Here is a 17802-nt window from a genome sequence, read left to right on the forward strand (position 1 = left end):
AAAATAAAGAAAGATACTGTTCTTAAATCCAATTTCATTAAGAAAATATATATTGATGATTTAAAATCAGAGTCTTCTGAATGAAATTATTAATAAAACAATTAATATTAGCTGAAAATTTTATTGTTTTAATTGGTACAAAATAGTAGTATTTCTGTATATACAGATTTATGCTGAGACTTTGTGGCGATTGTTGAGTAAATCTGTTCGATTATAAAGTGTCGCAAATTATTAAATGATTTGCGGAAATCAGGTGGAACCGCGTGTAAAGCGTCCTGATGGCATTGTTGCTGTTAGGGCTTTTTTTGTCTTTAATTGCAACGAAAAACGCAATTTTGTGTTGATTAATATCGAATGGGAGCAGATTAATGACAAAAAAAATGTCGATGCAGGATATAATTTTAAATTTACAAGAGTATTGGGCCGAACAAGGCGCTAATTTAATGCAGGCTTACGACAATGAAGTTGGTGCCGGTACTCAAAGTCCTTATACTTTTTTGCGCGCTAATGGCCCTGAACCTTGGAATGCCGCATATGTACAACCATCGCGGCGTCCGGCTGATGGTCGATATGGACATAACCCAAATCGTCTATTTCAGCACCATCAATTTCAGGTAGTCATGAAACCGTCTCCAGAAAATATCCAGGAATTATATCTTGGCAGTTTAACTAGGCTAGGATTAAAAGCTTCTGAACATGATATTCGTTTCGTTGAGGATAATTGGGAAAATCCATCAATGGGGGCAGCTGGAATCGGTTGGGAAGTTTGGCTTGACGGAATGGAAGTTACTCAATTTACATATTTTCAACAGGTCGGATCAATAGAGGTGGATTCGGTAACTGCAGAAATTACTTACGGTCTTGAACGTTTGGCTTCTTATATCCAAGACGTTTTGTCTGTTTATGATCTTGAATGGGGAAATGGCGTCATGTATGGCGATATTTTCAAAGAACCGGAGTATGAACACTCTGTATACTCCTTTGATCAATCAGACGAAAAGATGTTGCTTGAAAATTTTGATCAGTATGAAGCTGAAGCGAAAAGGTTAACTAAGTTGGGTTTGGTTCATCCGGCGTATGATTATATTTTAAAATTAAGTCATATTTTTAATTTACTCGACGCTAGAGGAGCTGTTTCTGTCACCGAAAGAGCGGGTTATATGCATAGAATAAGAAGTATGGCAAGAGCAATTGCTCGAGAATTTATTACTGCTCGCGCGAAATTGGGTTTTCCTTTACTCAAGGATTCAAAACTTAGGGAAAAGTACATTGGAGAGAAGGGTATTTATACAAAGAAATTAGCTAAAAAAATTAAAAAGGAGGCTTGAATTGGAAACAAGTAAAATTCATTACAATTTTGAAAAAACTGCTGATCTTTTAAAGGCCTATCAAAATTCAGATCCAAAACATGATTGGTTTGCTGGACAAAATTTATTATCAGCTGCGCTTTTTGGCCAATTTTTTTATGAAACTAATTTTCGTTATAAAACAGTTAGCAATAAAAACTATCTTTTGGTTTTTACGAGCAATAAACTAGCTCACCGTGTTTTGAAAGACGATTTTGACTTAAGTTTCCCAATTGTCGAAGAAGTTCGTCTTGATCAAGCTGTCAAGGTTGCTGTTAAAGAAAAGTTGGATGGTATCATCATTGATCGTTCACAAATTGATTTCAATCTGACGGTTGAAGAATTCAAAAATGTCGTTGTCGAGCGCATTAAAATACTTGATCAAAGTTTAAAAAATGAGCAATTACTGAAGAAATACCAAATAAACGAAGATGATCCGATTGAAGGAGAAGTTGCCGAACAAATAAAATTCATTGTTCCGGGCAGATTTTTTTTGGATGATGAGAAAAAACCTCATCATTCCTATATCGCACTTCATAACAGTAGCAACCAAACCAAATGGATTTCGATTTTTACCAGTCTTGGAAAACTAAAGAATTGGTCTCAGGCTCCTTTTGCGGGTAATTTTTTTGATGATGATATTTCGGTCTTTTTAATGGCGAAGACCGATTTGTTGGAATCCGAACGTCTTGGCGATTTTCGTTTGAGCAACGAAATTTTCGCTAATGGTGTTGTTATCGATGCCCCAACCAGAAAAGGAATGGGACAGATCGTTGAATTGAAAGAGGAGAATTAGAAATGGCGGATTATTTATTGGAAATAGGATTAGAGGAAATACCGGCACATTTAGTGACAGAATCCGAAAATCAATTGATTGAACGTATAAAAAACTTTTTTTCGGATAATTTATTGGATTATAAAAAAATACAGGCTTTCTCCACTCCCCGTCGTTTGGCAGTTTTAGTTCATGATTTATCAAATTACTCGCAGTCAAAAGATGAAGAACTCCGTGGACCCTCATTAAAAGTCGCCAAAGATGAAAGTGGCAATTGGTCAAGAGCAGCTGAAGGTTTCGCTCGTAGCCAAGGAACTTCTCCGGCTGAATTTGATGAACGTGATGGATATGTTTATTTAAACAAGCATATCGAAGGGGTTTCTGCAGAAGAAATTTTAAAGAAAATCGGCATCGAAGTTGTTGAAAAAATGAAATTTTCAACTTACATGAAATGGGCTGATTTTAAATTAGAGTATGTTCGCCCAATTCGTTGGCTCGTTTCTCTGCTTGATTCGAAGATAGTCCCTTTTCAAATTCTCGATGTAAAAGCTGATCGTTTTACACGTGGCCACCGTTTTTTGAGTGGAGGCAAAATTTCAATTTCCGAAGCTGGTGATTACGAAGAAACTTTGAATAACGCCTATGTGATTGTCGATGCAAAAGTTAGAAAAAACTCGATTCGTAATCAAATAAGGAAAATTGCCGATACGAACGATTGGAATCTTCATGTAGATCCTGATTTATTGGAAGAAGTAAATAATATTGTTGAATATCCAACAGCTTTTGCTGGTGTTTTTGATGACAAATATTTGAATTTGCCTGAGATTGTTTTAACGACTAGCATGCGTGACAACCAACGTTTTTTTTATGTTACTAATAAACAAGGAAAAATTTTGCCACACTTCATATCAGTAAGGAATGGAGATTCCAATCAAATCGAAAACGTTGTCAAGGGTAATGAAAAAGTCTTGGTAGCCCGTCTTGAAGATGCTGAATTTTTCTTTGAAGAAGATCAAAAACATAACATCGATTTCTTCATGAAGAAAGCCGAACGATTGGTTTTTCATGAAAAAATCGGTACAATGACAGAACATATGAAAAGAGTTGAAAAAATAGCCGCTTTATTAGCTAACCAACTTGCTTTTAACGGCCAAGAAAAGAAGGATTTAAAACGAGCAGCAAATATTTATAAATTTGATTTAACCACAGCAATGGTTGGTGAATTTGCTGAATTGCAGGGGACCATGGCTGGAATTTACGCAAAAATATTTGGCGAAAATCAGACAGTTTGTCAAGCTTTGTCGGAACAATATTTACCAACTTCCTCGGAAGGAGACCTACCGAAAAGTAAAGTTGGTGCAATGCTGGCTCTCGCCGATAAATTAGATACACTCTTTTCTTTTTTTGCTGCAGGTATCATTCCTTCCGGTTCAAACGATCCCTACGGCCTAAGACGTGCAGCTTTGGGAATCGTTAGAATCATTGGCCAACAAAAATGGAATTTTTCTGTTAGCAAACTACTTCACAGCTTAAAAACAGCAGTGGACAAACATGAAGATGGTTTTTTGATTGATTTTGCCGATACAAAAGAAATTAATAGAAAAGTGATTGAATTCTTTTTGGATCGAATCCGCCAGCAAAGTTCCGATATTCGTTATGATTTGCTGGACGCCTCTACGGGAAAAGTTAATGAAGGTATCATTAACTATATTTTTAAACGGGTAAGAATACTAGCATCCCATGTAGCTGATCCGGATTTTCGTGATGTAATCGAGGCCTTGACTCGAGTTCAGAACTTAGCCGAAAAAAACAAAAGTAATGTCGAGATAGATCCTGAATTATTTGTAACTAACTCGGAAAAACGTCTTTATCAATTGACAAAGGACAAGGATCCGATTGTACTTTTAAGCAAAGGAGATCATACTGTTTATCAATTTTTAGCATCTCTTAAAGAACCGATTAATAATTATTTCGATGAGAATATGATTATGGACAAAAACCCAATCATTAAGAATAATAGAGTTGCTCAGATTAATTTGCTTAATAATTTGATTTCCAGCCTTGGCGATCTTAGGAAAGTTGTTGTCAAGTAGGATTACACATCTTTTCTAGTTAACATAATCTGTTTTTCACAAATAAAAAATAGCCTTAAACTGCGTCATATCAACATTCTTATCACTTGACAAAGTCAAGTTATGTGAGTATCATTATTGATTGTCTAATGGCGAGTTTGATACCGAAAAGTACGATCGAAGAAATCAGGAATTCGATTAATATCGTTGATGTAATCGGCAAAGATGTTGATTTAAAGAAAAAAGGAAAATATTTTTGGGGTATTTGTCCTTTTGTGTCGGAAAATAGTCCTAGCTTTACGGTCGATGAAGAAAACCAACGTTATAAGTGCTATTCATGTGGACGGAGTGGCAATGTTTTTGATTATGTTTCAGAAAAAAAAGGCTTGTCTTTCCCTCAGGCGGTTATAGAAGTAGCTAGAAATGTTGGAATTAAAATCGATAGTAAATATACAGAAAATACTGGCGGACATTTTAATGAAAACGAATTAAAATTAATCGAATTAAATAAACAGGCTTCTGAAATTTTTACACATTTGTTGTTAAATACCGATCTTTCAACAAATGCCTTGAAATATTTACTGGAAGAACGTCATTTAAGTAGGGAAACAATTGCTGATTTTCAACTTGGCTTTCTTCCTAGTCAGTGGTCGTTGCATGATTTTTTTGAAGAAAAGAAAATTCCTGTAGAGACTCAACTTGAATCGGGAATTATTTCTCAATATGATGATGGCAGTTTTCATGATGTCTTTTCAAATCGAATTATGTTTCCTCTTAAGGATTCTTATGGTAATATTGTCGGTTTTTCCGGCCGTACTTTGGATAAAAATAATTCGGCGAAATATATTAATTCAAAGGAAACAGCGGTTTTTAAAAAATCGAAACTGTTATATCATTTCGATGTTGCCAAACAAGCAGCAAAAGTTTCGCAAAAACTTCTTTTGCTTGAAGGCTATTTAGATGTAATTGCAGCCCATAAAGCTGGCATCGACTATGGAATTGCTTCGATGGGTACGAGCCTAACTAAAGATCAGCTCCAATTGATTTCTCGAAATACACCCAAATTAACAATCGCCTATGATGGCGACTCTGCTGGTCAAAGTGCCACTTGGCGTGCGATTGAAGAGATAAAAAATTTTCCGCATCTTCAACTTGAAATTGTAACAATCCCTAATCAAAAAGATCCTGACGAATATTTACAACAAAATGGTCCAGGCGCTCTTAAAAAAATTTTTGAAGAGGATTCGACTTCAATTAATGATTTTGCCTTTGAATACTTGAAAAAAGGTAGGAATCTTGAAAATGTCGGTAATTTAAGTGATTATACTAATGATTTACTAAACTTTTTAAATGAACACCCGGATCCGATTGCTAATGATTTGATACTTAAAAAACTCTCCGACCAGTTTGGTTTAAGTAGATCTGTTCTTGACCAATCCTTGAAAAGAAACGATATCGATGTTTCCAAAAGGCAAGTGGGACAGTCGTCAAGACAAAATGATAATCCACCACTCAAAAACTCAAGAAACCGGAATCCCTTGATTGATCAGGAGGCAATGATTGAAAGAAAAATAATTGTTTCGTCGATTTACCATGAAAATGTTTTTCATGAAATAGAGAAAAAAGCAAAATTTACCTTTCATGATCCAAAAAATCAACTCTACTATTTTTTGATTAAGGGTTACCGAAGTAAGCATCCAGGTACTCAGTCGATTGGAATTAATTTGATGAAAAATATGACTGCCAGCGAAAAAGATCAGTTTAATCATTTAATCAGCGATCAAATTGATTTTTATTCAACGGATAACTTGGAGGCGATTGATGATTATTTGTGGCAATTGAACAGAAGGATACCATTTGAAAAACAAATTCAACAGATAAAGCAGCAGATTCAAGAGGCTATTAATTTGAATCAAAATGACAGAATTAAAGAATTAAACGTCAAGCTAGTTAAATTAATGAAAGAAAGAGCAGGAAACAAACATGACTAAAAAAATCCTAGTTTCAAGTGATAATACTGTTGCAGAATTGCAGTCAGCTTTAGAAAAAGTCGATGTAAAATTCCTTAAAAAAGACAAAAAAGAAGAGCTTTTGCGTTTGGCAAAAAATTATAATCGTCGCGTTGATCGAGCTGAGAAGAAAAGTGAAGGAAACGATGGTTTGTCTATTAAAAAAGATGATTTAAAAAAAGGAAAATCAAAAGATAATTCAAAATCCGGAGAAAAATCTTCTTCAGCCGCAACTGCTTTTGACGAAAAAGCTTATGCCAAAAGTCTTAAAGCTTTTATCAAAAAAAATAAGAAGAGTGGCCAGGTCGTTTATGACGATTTAGAGAATAAAATGGCCAAACCTTTTGCCTTAAATGCTGATCAAATCGACAAATTAATAGAAAAGGTCGAGGATGCTGGTATTTCGATTGTTGATGAGGATGGCAATCCTTCGGAAAAGTCACTGAAGACCAAGAGTAATAATCCAAGTCAAGAAGAACTTTCCCAAGCCTCTTCAGCACCAAAGGGTGTCAAAATTAATGACCCTGTTAGGATGTACTTGAAAGAAATCGGACGGGTTTCATTACTGAATGCCGATCAGGAAGTCGCAATTGCCAAAAGAATCGAAAAAGGGGGGTCTGATGGTGAGCGTGCCCGCCAGGAACTTGCTGAAGCCAATTTGCGTTTGGTTGTTTCGATCGCAAAGCGTTATGTTGGCCGCGGAATGCACTTTTTGGATTTGATTCAAGAAGGAAATATGGGTTTAATGAAGGCCGTTGAAAAGTTTGATTATACAAAAGGATTTAAGTTTTCAACCTATGCTACTTGGTGGATTCGTCAAGCTATAACTCGTGCAATTGCTGATCAGGCTCGAACGATTCGTATACCTGTCCACATGGTGGAGACTATTAACAAGCTTATTCGAATTCAACGGACTTTGATTCAGGATCTTGGACGTGATCCAATGCCTGAAGAAATCGGTGCCGAAATGGAATTAACAGCTGATAAAGTTCGTGAAATCCAAAAGATCGCTCAAGAACCTGTCTCTTTGGAAACTCCGATCGGTGAAGAGAATGATTCCCATCTAGGAGACTTCATCGAAGATAATGAAGGGGAGTCTCCAATTGAATCGACTTCTGACCAGATGTTAAAAGATCAGTTAGAGGAAGTTCTTGGTACCTTGACCGAACGTGAGGAAAATGTTCTTCGTTTGCGTTTTGGCCTTGAAGATGGAAAAACCAGAACTTTGGAAGAAGTTGGTCGGGTTTTCGGTGTGACTCGTGAAAGAATTCGGCAGATTGAAGCAAAGGCATTACGCAAGCTTCGCCATCCCAGCCGTTCAAAACAATTAAAAGACTTTATGGAAGAATAAATTTTTATAAAATACTTCTAAAAAACTGAATCATAAATGATTCAGTTTTTTAATTAGAATTGAAGGGCAGAAAGCTATGACAAAATTGTCTGATCGTTTAATGGAAATATATCGCTTGATTAATCAAGCGGCAAGAGTTGCCGATATTGGAACCGACCATGCTGCAATTCCAATCGCTTTACTGGAAACCAATAAATCGTCTTTTTTAGTTGCGACAGATATTGGTTTAGGACCGTTAGAAAAAGCAAAAGAACAAATTGAATTGGCAGATTTGGATCAAGCAAAGCAAATAGTTCTTCGTCTTGGCGACGGACTTTCTGTTATCAAAGCCAGTGACAAAATTGATACAGTTGTGATTGCTGGAATGGGTGGCGAATTAATTGCCAAAATTATTTCGAAGATTCCTGATTATCTTAAAAATGCCAAATTCATTTTGCAGCCTAACAATGAAGAAATAGATGTTAGAAAAGCAATCGAAAAAAATGGACAATATATTGAAACTGAAAAAATTATTTATGAAAATCGACATTTTTACGAAATCATCGTTGCTAAAAGAAGTCAACAGGGAATTGTAAAAATGACGAATCGGGAATTAAGATTTGGGCCATGCCTGTTAAAGCATCGGACTTCAACTTTCAAAAATAAATGGCAGGAGAGACTGGATCACTCAAAACAGATTGAGAAAATCCTTGAAAAATCATTGCAGACATCAACAAAGCGCTACGATAGTTTACAAGCAGAAATAAAGACAATAGAAGAGGCATTAAAGTGAAATACGAAAATTTAGTAGATCGTTTTATTGAATATGCAAAGATTAATACTCGTTCAAACGAGAATTCAAAAACGATTCCCAGTGATCCAAAAGAAGTTGAATTTCTGAAGAAATTGGCTGGAGAACTAAAACAAATTGGTTTTTCCGATATAAGAACAATGAAGGACGGTTATCTATTTTCCAAAATTCCAGCAACCAAAGGAAAAGAAAATATCGATCGTATTGGTTTTATCGCTCATGTAGATACGGCGGATTTTAATGCAGAAAATATCCAGCCGGAAATTCATGAGAATTATGATGGTGAATCAATCATAAAACTAAACGACGAGTACAGTTTAGATCCTTCTGTTTTTCCGAATTTGCGTAACTACAAAGGCCATACCTTGATAACTACCGATGGTACTACTCTATTGGGAGCTGATGATAAAGCCGGGGTTGCTGAAATTATCACGGCAATGGAATATTTAATTAAGCATTCGGAAATAGAACACGGAGAAATTGAAATCGCTTTTGGCCCTGATGAAGAAATCGGTACTGGTGCAGATAATTTCGACACAGATAATTTTGCTGCTAAATTTGCTTATACTATCGATGGTTCGGTGAAAGGCGAATTGGAATGGGCGACTTTTTCTGCGTCAGCTGCTGTTTTAAAGGCTGTTGGCACACAAGTTCATCCGTCTGATGGTTTTGGCAAATTGATAAATCCGTTAGCCGCTCTAATTGATGTTTTTAATTTGTTGCCAAACGAGCGGCCGGAAAATACCAAGGGTGATCAGGGATATTACTATATGACTGATTTATCCGGTAACGGTGACACAGCGACGGCCAAATTGATTATTCGTGATTTTAAACGCGATGGCTTAAAAAAACGCAAGCAGATTCTTGCTGATGCTGTCGATAAAGTCAATGCGCAATATTCTTATAAAGTAATTGACTTGGAGCAATATGATCAATATTATAATATGGCCGATATTCTAAAGAATAATATGGAATCGGTTCATTTAGCCGAAGCTGCTTTTAGAGAATTGGGAATCGTGCCAAACGAGGAGCCTGTTCGGGGTGGAACCGATGGATCCAAGATTACTTTTCTTGGTACGCCGACACCGAACATTTTTACGGGAGCAGAAAACCTTCATGGCCGTTATGAATTCTCTTCTGTTCAAAATATGGAATTGGCAACGGATGTTATATTAAAGATTATTGAAATTCATTCAAAATAAAAAGTTCCGGAATCAATTTCCAGAACTTTTTTTAATATTTCCAACTTTTTTATTAGCCGATTTGGTGATCGCGGTAATTAAGAAAGCCGCAACCTCGCCAACCACCAAGGCCATAATCGTAACATTTAAAGGGACGTAGGTTTGTTCGGACAAATCCCCAACAATAAAACCAAGAACGTTTCCCAAAATAATTGACCAAAAAGCGACTACTAAATATTTCATAGGAAGATTGTAAATCTGTCGAATGAAAAATACAAATAGCGAACATACTTTCGTATATCTTTAATTCGCGATACTATTAAAACATGAGTTATACTCCATTACAAGTATTCAGCGAATATGATTTGTTAAGAAACCCTGATTCGACGATTGAACTTGTAAAAGCTCTCAAAAAAAGAGGCTTTCAAGCTGCTGTTTTGGCAAACCACGATTATCTTTATGGAGCTGAAAAATTTCGACAGGCTGCAATTTCGGTTAACATTCGACCTATTATCGGTTTAACGATCAGTGATACCGATCATGGTGAAGTAATTTTTGTTTCAAAAAATTATTCTGGCTATCAGAATTTGATGAAAATCAGCACTTATTTAGCCTTTAATAAAAATTCGCAGTTTATTTTAAAAGAAAATAATTTGGATTTTTCCAACTTGGCATTGATCTTCCAAGATGGAAAAGAAACAAAAATTAAAAATTCAAGCAGCTTTACTCGAAAAGAACTTGGCTATTTTCCAATCGATTGGGTTAAGAAGAATGATTCCGTTACCGCAAGTGCTCTCCAACATATTGAAAAGAACGAGTTGAATTTTACTGGCAAATCAGAAATCGTCGGAAAATATTTAAAAGATGAAAATTTCTATGCAAGTAATTTACCGGATGAAATATTAAAAAACAACCAGCACTTTATCGCTGATATAGTTGATGATTGGCCAAAGAGCGAGAAACATTTACCAATTTTTCCATTACCCGATTCGGAAAATAATCCGAAAAAATATTTGAGCAAGTTGGTTAAACTTGGATTAGAAAATCGTTTTAAAAATAAAGATATTCCAGAAGCTTATCAGAAAAGAATCGATCGAGAATTGAGGACTATTTTCCAATTAGATTTAGCAGATTACTTTTTGGTAGTCTGGGATATTATCAATTTTGCTCGTCACGAAAATATTCAGCTCGGCGCTGGTCGGGGATCGGCAGTCGGATCATTGGTAGCATATGCTCTGTATATAACGACTATCGACCCAATTAAATATGATCTTTATTTCGAACGTTTTTTAAATCCAAAGCGGATTCAGCTTCCTGACATAGACATTGATGTGCCAGGCAACAGGCGCCAGGAAATTGTTGAATATCTGCAAAAAAAGTATTCGCTTGATAATTTTTCTCAAATTGGAACTTTTGATACTTTTAAAAGAAGATTGGCGGTTCGCGACAGCGCGAGAATTTTTGCCAGCAGTGAAGGGACGCTTAAACGTTTTTCACGATTTATGGCACAGAATAATGATGCGTTAGAAGATGCCGATCCAAACAATTTGCCGGAAACAATTGCAGAGCTTCCAAATTCTTCGGAAATTATTTCCCTGGCACAATCTATTTCCGGGTTGCCCAGACATGTTGGAATACATGCTGCTGGAATTGTTTTAAGTCCGGAAAAGCTAGTGAACTATGTTCCTCTGAATCAGGTTTCCGATATCACCGTTACCCAGTTTGACAAAGATGATGTCGAGGCGATTGGGTTGGTTAAATTCGATTTGCTGCGTCTTACCAATTTGGATATGATCGCTGATATTCGATCTTTAATTCAACAACATTATGGAAAAAAATTTAATTTGGATAGTATCGATCTTAACGACAAAAAAGTTCTTGATTCTTTTAAAAATCTTCAAACTAACGGTATTTTTCAATTTGAGTCTGAATCGGCGAAGAGCGCTCTAAAACAAATTGCTGTTAGTAGTTTTGATGATATTGTCGCTGTAAATGCTCTGAATCGTCCGGGCCCTTCGGAAAATATTCCAATTTATGCCCAAGGAAAAAAAGACCCCAATCATATCGAGATCATCGATAAAAGTTTGCAAAAAATTCTCCTACCGACTTACGGTGTAATTATTTATCAAGAACAGGTAATGCAGATTGCGCAGGTTTATGCCGGTTTTACACTTGGAGAAGCGGATGTTTTTAGAGCTGCGATTGGACACAAAAATGAGGAAAAACTTTTTGCCCAGCATGATGCCTTTATTAAAGGGGCAGTTGAAAAGGGCCATCAACAAGAACAAGCGGAAGAAATCTTTGCGTATATAGAGCGCTTTGCCAATTATGGTTTTAATAAAAGCCATGCTGTTGCGTATAGCAAATTGGCTTTTGAAATGGCTTATTTAAAAATCTACTTTCCCTTGGAATTCTTCAGTGTTCTCCTAAATTACGACACCAAAAATTCCTATCTGCAGGATATTAAAAATAAAGGCATCAAACTTTTGGGACCGGACATTAATCACGCGGAACGTGGTTTTATAAGCGATAAAGGGGTTATTTATGTTGGCCTCGGCAAAATAAAAGGGTTAAACCGAAAAGTGATTGATGAAATTGTCAAAGAAAGGAATTCGCACGGATTGTTTTCCGGTCTAACTGATTTTCTTCAAAGAATGGCTGGAAGCGACATCGGTGAAAGTGACATCGTTCAATTGACCTACGCTGGTTCGCTCGATCATTTTGGATATAACCGTCAGGAATTAAAAACGAATGCCGCTTCTTTAATTACTGCAATGGAATTCGGCGGCAGCCTTTTAAGCGAAACGAAAATAAGCGCGATCGGAGAAATGTCTTTATTAGACCGTCTTGCGCATGAAAAGGAAGTCCTTGGTTTCACTATTTCCGGTCATCCAATTGACAGTCTGAGAAAGGAAATTGTTAAAAAAGGATATACGCAGATTAACGATTTAAAAGCTGACCAAATAGTCAAAATGGCCGTTATGATCGATTCGATTCGTACAACTCGCGATAAGAACGGAAATCAGATGGCTTTTGTTTCGATTTCCGACGGCAGCGGAGAAAGTTCTTTAACTGTTTTCGCTCGCGAATATAGTCAAATGTCGGGTGTTTTGAAGAATGGATCTTTGATTGCTTTAATTGGTAGAACTCAATTAAGGAATGGTGAAATTAATATTATTGCCAATAAGATCCAACAGATCGGCCATTGATTCGTGAAAAAAATGTTAAAATTAAAAGTGTTTTGTCAAATGATAAACAAAAACAGGAGCATTGAATGAAAAAGACAAAGATTGTTTCTACTTTAGGTCCCGCATCCAACGATCTAAAGATTATTTCCGCATTGATAAATAATGGGATTAATGTTGCCCGTTTTAATTTCAGTCACGGTGACCATGATGAGCATGCTGCTCGTATGGCCCTAGTCCATGATGCTGAAAAAAAGACCGGCAAGTTGATCGGATTTATGCTTGATACGAAAGGTGCAGAGATTCGTACAACTGTTCAAGATACACCGAACGGTAAGATTGAATTCAAGAAAGGTGACAGGCTTCGCATTTCGATGAATGAAAAGATTAAGGGCACAAAAGAGAAAATTGCTGTGACCTATAAGGGACTTTATGACGACGTAAAAGTCGGTGGTAAAGTTTTGTTCGATGATGGCATTATCGAAATGACCGTTATCAGTAAAGATTCCGAAAAAAAAGAACTGCTTGTCCAAGTTGATAACGATGGAGTGCTGGGCGGAAGAAAAGGCGTTAACGCTCCTGGTGTTGCAATTAACCTTCCTGGAATTACTAAGAAGGATAAATCAGATATCGAGTTCGGTTTGGAACAGGGAATTGACTTCATCGCTGCTTCCTTTGTTCGTAAGGCTCAGGATGTTCTTGACATCCGTAAGTTGTTGAAAAAGCATCATCAAGAAAATCATGTCATGATTTTTCCTAAGATTGAATCTCAAGAAGGAATTGATAACTTCGAATCAATCATTGCCGTTTCCGATGGTTTGATGGTACCGCGTGGTGATATGGGAGTCGAGATTCCTTATGAAGAAGTACCTGTGATTCAAAAAATGATGATTCGTTACATGAACCGTCTTGGAAAGCCGGTCATTACTGCTACCCAAATGCTTGATTCGATGATTGAAAATCCTCGTGCAACTCGTGCCGAAATTAACGATGTCGAAAATGCTGTTTGGGATGGCACTGATGCGACGATGCTTTCTGGTGAATCTGCCAATGGTAGTTGGCCTGTTGAAGCTGTTAAGACGATGTCTACATCTGATGAATACGCTGAAAATCATGTTCACGACGACGGCAATAGGATCGATTTGAGAAACGAACCAAAGTCAAGTGACACAGAAGTTTTGGCTCAGGCCGCCGTTGACGCAGCACGCGAGGCTGGTGCTAAAGCAATTGTTGCTTCTACAGCATCTGGCTACACTGCTCGCTTAATTTCCAAATATCGACCTGATATGCCAATTTTGGCAATCACTTACGATGAAAAAGTTGCTAGGTCTTTGACTGTTAATTATGCTGTTTATCCGGTCGTTAAAGATGCTCCGGAAACAACAGATGATCTGATTGAATTGGCCAAGAAAACTGTTCATGATGAAAAATTGGCTAAGAGAGACGACACAATCGTTGTTACTGCTGGCCTTCCAATCAAAAAGCCCGGCACAACCAATTTAATTCATGTTGTAAAGCTTTAATTTTATTTATTTGTTATTTAAATAACCACTTTGGTGGTTATTTTTTTGTACACTTAAATAGATTATGTTAACTAAAAAAAATCAATTCGAAAATGTTTTATTGGATTATACGAGGTATTTACGGACGGAACAAGGCTTGCTGGAGAACTCGATTAAAAGTTATAAACAAGATTTATCGGAATTCGGAGCCTATATTCAAAAAGAAAATATCCTTCTGGTTAAAGTTGACCGTTTTACAATTCTGGATTGGCTTAACTATTTGCAAAATTCCGGTAAATCAAATAATTCAATTGTACATATGGTCAGTTCTTTACGAAAATTTTTTGCTTATCTTAGCGATGATCAGCAAATTCAAATTGATCCAATGCTGAAAGTGACTACACCAAAGAAGAATTCTCATTTGCCACAAGTTTTAACGGCCACAGAAATTGAAGCTGTTTTAGCGGTACCTGATATTTCGACAACTCTTGGATTAAGGAACCGGGCTTTGCTAGAAACAATGTACGCAACCGGATTTCGCGTGTCTGAAATATGTAATTTGAAATTAGCTGATCTTCATGACGAATTGGGCTTAATCACTACCATTGGTAAAGGGCAAAAACAGCGAATTGTTCCGATCGGTGAAATGTCTTTACTCTATATCTCTAAATATTTTAAAGAATCAAGACCGATTTTGCTCAAAGACAAAGAAAGCCCGTATTTATTCCTTAATGATCATGGCCATCGGATATCTAGACAGGGAATTTTTAAGCTTGTGAAGGAAATTGCCATTAAAGCCGGCATTGATAAAGATATTAGTCCTCATACTCTGCGCCATTCTTTTGCAACCAATTTATTGGAGAATGGTGCCGATTTAAGAATTGTTCAAGAATTATTAGGTCATTCCGATATCAGTACAACTCAAATATACACACATGTTAGTCAAAAACATATAAGAGAACAATATAACAGATTTCATCCTCGGGCAAAATAAACTATTTGAATGCTAAAATTGTTTGCGTGAGCGATAAACAATTAACAATTTCTCTGGACGATTTTAGTGGGCCGCTAGATCTTTTGCTGCACTTGATTCGTACACAAGAGCTAGATATTTTCGATTTACCAATTGCAAAAGTTACCGACCAGTTCCTGTCTTTTATTGACAATCAGTTAAATCCCTCACTTGATTCGGCTGGTGAATATTTATACATGGCGTCTACGTTAATTAGAATAAAATCTCGTTTTTTATTGCCAACTGTAAAAAACGAACAGGAAGATGAAAAAGAAGAGGATCCAAGAAATGAATTAGTTAATGCTCTCATAGAATATGAGTGTTACCAAGCCGTTACGCAAGATATGTCTGAATTAGAACATTCCCGCTCTCTGTCCTTTACTCGTCCAGTTGCAAAAATTCCAGAAAATATTGAAATAAAACCTTTATCAGCTGGAGTAACTTTACAGGATCTGCAGAAGGCTTTTCTTGAAATTGCTAATCGACAAAAGGACCTGCATCCAAAAAAACGTACGATTGAAAGAGAAAATTTTTCTGTTGCTGACAAAATTAATGAAATAAAAACTTTTTTCAGTCAAAAAAAATTAGATTCAAAGATCGAATTTCAATATTTATTTAAATTATCATCGAGCAATGATGAAATGATTACGACTTTTTTGGCAATTCTTGAACTAGCAAAAGATCACTTCGTTTTGCTTAGCCAAAATGACGAACAACAAATTTTTTTAACAAAAGGAGAAATGAATGCCTGATCTTGATCAAACGGCCCAATTATTCTCTTTGGTTTTTGTTTCCGGAGATGATGGTATTGATCTGCAAAGTATTAGTAAAATAACTGGTTTTGATAGATCGGCTGTTCAAAGTGATCTGGAAAGCCTGTCCAACCGTTTGGAAGAAGATCAACAAAATCCGATAAAACTGGTCGAAAACGGTCAGGTCTATCGTTTGGTTACGAAAAGTAAATTTGCGCCGCTTCTAAAAAAATATTATCAAACACCAGTTGCTAATAGTTTATCTAAAGCAAGTTTGGAAACTCTAACAATTATTGCTTATAAGCAACCGGTCACTAGAATCGAGGTTGATAAAATTCGCGGCGTTAATTCATCTGGCGCAATTTCTCGACTCGTTTCCAGAGAACTTATTCAAGAATCCGGAAGAAAAGCGGAGGTTGGTCGCCCGCTTCTCTACACTACAACTAACTTTTTTCTCGATTATTTTGGGCTTAAAAAAATTGATGATTTACCAGAACTACCAGATCCTGAAGATCTAAATAACATTGATGACGATCAAATAGAATTATTTCAAAAACACAAAAACAGAGAAAGCAAAAAATAATGGCTCAATTAGAAAGACTGCAAAAAAGAATTGCTCAAGCAGGAGTGGCTTCCAGAAGAAAAGCCGAGGAGATGATTGTTAACGGGCAGGTAAAAGTGAATGGCAAAATAATCACAAAACTTGGAAAGAAAGTTTCTTCCGACGACATTGTTTATGTTGATAATAAGAAAATAAATGAAGAGAGTTTTGAATATTATCTTTTAAATAAACCGGCCGGATATGTTTCGTCCAACAGAAGTTATCCGAATCAGCCCAGCGTTATAGAACTAATTAAAACGAAAACGAGAATTTTTTCGGTTGGCCGGTTAGATCAAGATACGACCGGTGTTTTGTTACTAACCAACGATGGTGAATTAACTCAAAAATTGACTCATCCGAAACACCGAATTAAAAGAACTTATGCTGCTTGGGTTAAAGGGATTGTTAACGAAGACGAACTTGAACAATTGACTAAGCCGATTCGTTTCGATGGAGAAATTTATTTTCCACAGGCGGCTCGAATTTTGAAAGTTGATCAAAAACGTCAAGAAAGTCTAATTGAAATCACAATCGCCGAAGGAAAAAACCATGAAATCAAAAAAATCCTAGATTTTATCGGTCATCCTGTAATTAAATTAAATCGTGACATGTTTGACGGAATTACAATCGGCAATTTAAAGAAAGGGCAGTATCGTGCTCTATCTGAACAGGAAGTCGAAAAGATAAAAAGATAGTTAAAGATGCCGAAAGTTTATCCATGATGACAAGGACATTAAAAACAATTTTTCATATTGAGTAGTAGCAATATTTTTTAAAAAAGCAAAACAAAAACTCCGTTTTTAACCAGACTTAGGAAACTTTTCAGAAAATTATATTAGAGCAGCTATGATAGAATAAATTATTGTACGAGGTAAAAATGAGTGATTTTCAACCATATGATCCAAACGAAGATAACGAAGATAGAAATTCAAAAAAATCGAGCGCGGCGCCTTTCCGACCTTTAAGTAGCGGAAACTCTGATTCTTTTGAGGATACACGGGCATACCGGCCTTTTAATCCGAATAGTAATTCAACGTCGGAACAAGATAATAGTTTTAATTTCAAATCAGTAGATTCAGCTTCCGATGATGATCTTTTTAAGTCGTTTAATTCTAATTCTTCCTCGCCCTTTGATTCCTTTAATCAGTCTCGTCAAGATCAAGGAAATCTGAATAATCAAAACGGAAATAACCAGGATTTTAATTTTGGCCAGAATTCAGCTGAAC

Annotated in this window: 14 protein-coding genes and 1 pseudogene; 14 read left to right on the forward strand and 1 reads right to left on the reverse strand. The window is 36.3% G+C overall.

What is annotated here, in order from left to right:
* Positions 1-368: 368 nt before the first annotated feature.
* From glyQ to pepT, 7 genes are all read left to right on the forward strand, one after another.
* The gene (gene glyQ / locus A3G9_RS0103435; protein WP_002817118.1) at positions 369-1328 is read left to right on the forward strand and encodes a glycine--tRNA ligase subunit alpha; all 960 of its coding nucleotides are present in this window, start codon (positions 369-371) and stop codon (positions 1326-1328) included.
* Between the two features lies 1 nt (position 1329).
* Positions 1330-2142 (forward strand): hypothetical protein, encoded by an 813-nt coding sequence (locus tag A3G9_RS0103440; protein ID WP_002821780.1) that lies wholly within the window; start codon positions 1330-1332, stop codon positions 2140-2142.
* A 2-nt stretch (positions 2143-2144) separates the two neighbouring features.
* Positions 2145-4214: a glycine--tRNA ligase subunit beta gene (glyS, locus tag A3G9_RS0103445; protein ID WP_002821779.1), complete on the forward strand. Its 2070-nt coding sequence runs from the start codon at positions 2145-2147 to the stop codon at positions 4212-4214.
* A 128-nt stretch (positions 4215-4342) separates the two neighbouring features.
* Complete coding sequence (dnaG, locus tag A3G9_RS0103450; RefSeq protein ID WP_002820471.1) at positions 4343-6184, forward strand: DNA primase; 1842 nt, start codon at positions 4343-4345, stop codon at positions 6182-6184.
* Complete coding sequence (rpoD, locus tag A3G9_RS01000000109465) at positions 6177-7553, forward strand: RNA polymerase sigma factor RpoD (RefSeq protein ID WP_002820469.1); 1377 nt, start codon at positions 6177-6179, stop codon at positions 7551-7553. Before dnaG ends, rpoD begins: the two co-directional genes overlap by 8 nt.
* A gap of 76 nt (positions 7554-7629) precedes the next feature.
* Positions 7630-8325 carry a tRNA (adenine(22)-N(1))-methyltransferase gene (locus A3G9_RS0103460; RefSeq protein WP_002820468.1) on the forward strand — a complete coding sequence of 232 codons (696 nt, stop codon included), beginning with the start codon at positions 7630-7632 and terminating at the stop codon, positions 8323-8325.
* Entirely contained in the window at positions 8322-9545 is a 1224-nt protein-coding gene (gene pepT, locus A3G9_RS0103465) for a peptidase T (RefSeq protein WP_002821778.1), read from the forward strand. The genes A3G9_RS0103460 and pepT overlap by 4 nt, the downstream gene beginning before the upstream one ends.
* 12 nt (positions 9546-9557) lie before the next feature.
* Here pepT and A3G9_RS0103470 read toward each other — a convergent pair whose 3' ends face one another.
* Positions 9558-9767, reverse strand: coding sequence for a YjzD family protein (locus A3G9_RS0103470; protein ID WP_002820466.1), 210 nt, complete (start codon positions 9765-9767; stop codon positions 9558-9560).
* An 83-nt stretch (positions 9768-9850) separates the two neighbouring features.
* Here A3G9_RS0103470 and A3G9_RS0103475 point away from each other — a divergent pair, with 83 nt between their 5' ends.
* The 7 genes and pseudogenes from A3G9_RS0103475 to A3G9_RS0103505 form a co-directional block, all read left to right on the forward strand.
* Positions 9851-12733, forward strand: a complete 2883-nt coding sequence (locus A3G9_RS0103475) for a DNA polymerase III subunit alpha (protein WP_002820465.1) — start codon at positions 9851-9853, stop codon at positions 12731-12733.
* 65 nt (positions 12734-12798) lie between these two features.
* Positions 12799-14232, forward strand: a complete 1434-nt coding sequence (gene pyk / locus A3G9_RS0103480) for a pyruvate kinase (RefSeq protein WP_002821777.1) — start codon at positions 12799-12801, stop codon at positions 14230-14232.
* Between the two features lie 64 nt (positions 14233-14296).
* Positions 14297-15205 carry a site-specific tyrosine recombinase XerD gene (gene xerD / locus A3G9_RS0103485; RefSeq protein ID WP_002820463.1) on the forward strand — a complete coding sequence of 303 codons (909 nt, stop codon included), beginning with the start codon at positions 14297-14299 and terminating at the stop codon, positions 15203-15205.
* Between the two features lie 5 nt (positions 15206-15210).
* The gene (locus A3G9_RS0103490) at positions 15211-15975 is read left to right on the forward strand and encodes a segregation and condensation protein A (protein ID WP_002817126.1); all 765 of its coding nucleotides are present in this window, start codon (positions 15211-15213) and stop codon (positions 15973-15975) included.
* The gene (scpB, locus tag A3G9_RS0103495) at positions 15968-16558 is read left to right on the forward strand and encodes an SMC-Scp complex subunit ScpB (RefSeq protein WP_002820461.1); all 591 of its coding nucleotides are present in this window, start codon (positions 15968-15970) and stop codon (positions 16556-16558) included. Before A3G9_RS0103490 ends, scpB begins: the two co-directional genes overlap by 8 nt.
* The gene (locus A3G9_RS0103500; protein WP_002820460.1) at positions 16558-17271 is read left to right on the forward strand and encodes a pseudouridine synthase; all 714 of its coding nucleotides are present in this window, start codon (positions 16558-16560) and stop codon (positions 17269-17271) included. Before scpB ends, A3G9_RS0103500 begins: the two co-directional genes overlap by 1 nt.
* A 182-nt stretch (positions 17272-17453) precedes the next feature.
* Positions 17454-17802: pseudogene (locus A3G9_RS0103505) on the forward strand (LysM peptidoglycan-binding domain-containing protein); the annotation flags it as partial.

It is taken from the genome of Oenococcus oeni DSM 20252 = AWRIB129 (genome assembly GCF_000372485.1).
In the GTDB taxonomy this organism is placed as follows: domain Bacteria; phylum Bacillota; class Bacilli; order Lactobacillales; family Lactobacillaceae; genus Oenococcus; species Oenococcus oeni.

Excerpts from the sequence above, each read along its gene's own strand:
- glyS (WP_002821779.1), top strand. The coding sequence starts at position 2,145 with ATGGCGGATTATTTATTGGAAATAGGATTAGAGGAAATACCGGCACAT.
- pyk (WP_002821777.1), top strand. The coding sequence starts at position 12,799 with ATGAAAAAGACAAAGATTGTTTCTACTTTAGGTCCCGCATCCAACGAT.
- A3G9_RS0103470 (WP_002820466.1), bottom strand. The coding sequence starts at position 9,767 with ATGAAATATTTAGTAGTCGCTTTTTGGTCAATTATTTTGGGAAACGTT.
- rpoD (WP_002820469.1), top strand. The coding sequence starts at position 6,177 with ATGACTAAAAAAATCCTAGTTTCAAGTGATAATACTGTTGCAGAATTG.
- A3G9_RS0103500 (WP_002820460.1), top strand. The coding sequence starts at position 16,558 with ATGGCTCAATTAGAAAGACTGCAAAAAAGAATTGCTCAAGCAGGAGTG.
- A3G9_RS0103460 (WP_002820468.1), top strand. The coding sequence starts at position 7,630 with ATGACAAAATTGTCTGATCGTTTAATGGAAATATATCGCTTGATTAAT.
- glyQ (WP_002817118.1), top strand. The coding sequence starts at position 369 with ATGACAAAAAAAATGTCGATGCAGGATATAATTTTAAATTTACAAGAG.
- dnaG (WP_002820471.1), top strand. The coding sequence starts at position 4,343 with ATGGCGAGTTTGATACCGAAAAGTACGATCGAAGAAATCAGGAATTCG.
- xerD (WP_002820463.1), top strand. The coding sequence starts at position 14,297 with ATGTTAACTAAAAAAAATCAATTCGAAAATGTTTTATTGGATTATACG.
- scpB (WP_002820461.1), top strand. The coding sequence starts at position 15,968 with ATGCCTGATCTTGATCAAACGGCCCAATTATTCTCTTTGGTTTTTGTT.
- A3G9_RS0103475 (WP_002820465.1), top strand. The coding sequence starts at position 9,851 with ATGAGTTATACTCCATTACAAGTATTCAGCGAATATGATTTGTTAAGA.